Below are 1,312 nucleotides of genomic sequence, written 5' to 3'. Positions count from 1 at the left end.
GGCGGAATCCATCGGTGGAAGCAACGGGTTCATGCTGCTGCCGGGTTGGCGAGCAGGTCGGCCAGCGCTTGGGCTGGGGTTTTCAGTTGGAGTGTAGGGCGGGGGCGTTGGTTCAGCGTGGTGGCGATCTGGTTCAGGTCGGCGGCGGTGTGGGTGGACAGGTCGCTGCCCTTGGTGAGCCAGTGCCGCAGGAGCCGGTTGGTGTTCTCGTTGGTGCCGCGTTGCCAGGGGGCGTGTGGGTCGCAGAAGTAGACCGGCATGTTGAGGTCGAGCTGGATGTTTCGGTAGCCGGCCAGTTCACGGCCGCGGTCCCAGGTGAGGGATCGGCGCAGGTGGCCGGGCAGATTGCTCATCTGGGCGATCATGGCCTGCGCCACGGTGTCGGCATCGTGCTGGCCGGGTAGGTGAAGCAGGATCGTGAAGCGGGTGGTGCGCTCGACCAGGGTGCCGACTGCTGAGCGGTTACCGGCGCCGATGACCAGGTCACCTTCCCAGTGGCCGGGCACGGCACGGTCGGCGGCCTCGGCCGGTCGCTGGCTGATCCTGAACGCCTCACGGTAGGGGTCCCGGGTCTGGTGCCGGTCGCTGCCGCGGGGTTTGCGTGCCTGGCGGTGCAGACTCAACTGGCGGTGCAGGTCTTGACGCAACTGGCCGCGGGGCTGCACATACAACGCTTGGTAGATGGTCTCGTGGGACACACGAGCCATCTTCTCCTCGGCGCTGTCTGCGGGATGGTCGCGGCGCAGCACAGCCGCGATCAGGCCTGGAGACCAGCCGGCATCCATCCACTCCTCGATCTGCCGGCACAGCCCCGGGTCGGCGGCCAGCTTGAACTCTTTCGGCCGCCGTCTGCGTTCATGAGCCGCCCGGTGCGCCACCTGCGGCCAATACACCCCGTCCTGGCTGCGATTACGTGCCACCTCGCGCGAGATCACCGACTTGTCCCGCCCGATCGCCTCACCGATAACGCCATACGAAAGACCACGCCGCAACAGCGCCGCGATCACCGCCCGATCCTCACTACTCAACGGCCGGCGAGACCGCTGCCTATCAGCCCCACCAGGCACCACCTCTGGCGGACTGCCCGCCAACCCACCAGACCTGCCCCGCTGCATCGAAGACTCCACAAGCCCCGATGCTCGCCACCACAACAGCCCCGTGCCCCACGACACGCCCACCGCCAACGAGGCCGACTGCAACGACGACCCACCACACACCAACCCCAAAAACCTCTCCCGCACCTCATACCCACGCGCAACCGGCATCGGACAACACCTTCCTTCAGGCGTTGCTTCGACCGATGGACTCCGCC

At 67.1% G+C, this 1,312-nt stretch carries 1 protein-coding gene; it reads right to left on the bottom strand.

Annotated elements, in window-relative coordinates; all coding sequences use genetic code 11:
• Positions 1-29: 29 nt before the first annotated feature.
• Positions 30-1,265: an IS30 family transposase gene (locus tag ACFVWG_RS41480; RefSeq protein ID WP_391549042.1), complete on the bottom strand. Its 1,236-nt coding sequence runs from the start codon at positions 1,263-1,265 to the stop codon at positions 30-32.
• Between the last annotated feature and the right edge of the window lie 47 nt (positions 1,266-1,312).

The organism is Kribbella sp. NPDC058245 (assembly GCF_042882005.1).
Lineage (GTDB): Bacteria > Actinomycetota > Actinomycetes > Propionibacteriales > Kribbellaceae > Kribbella.
The sequence above is the reverse complement of the archived record's forward strand: the minus strand, read 5'-3'. Positions and strand labels throughout refer to the sequence as shown.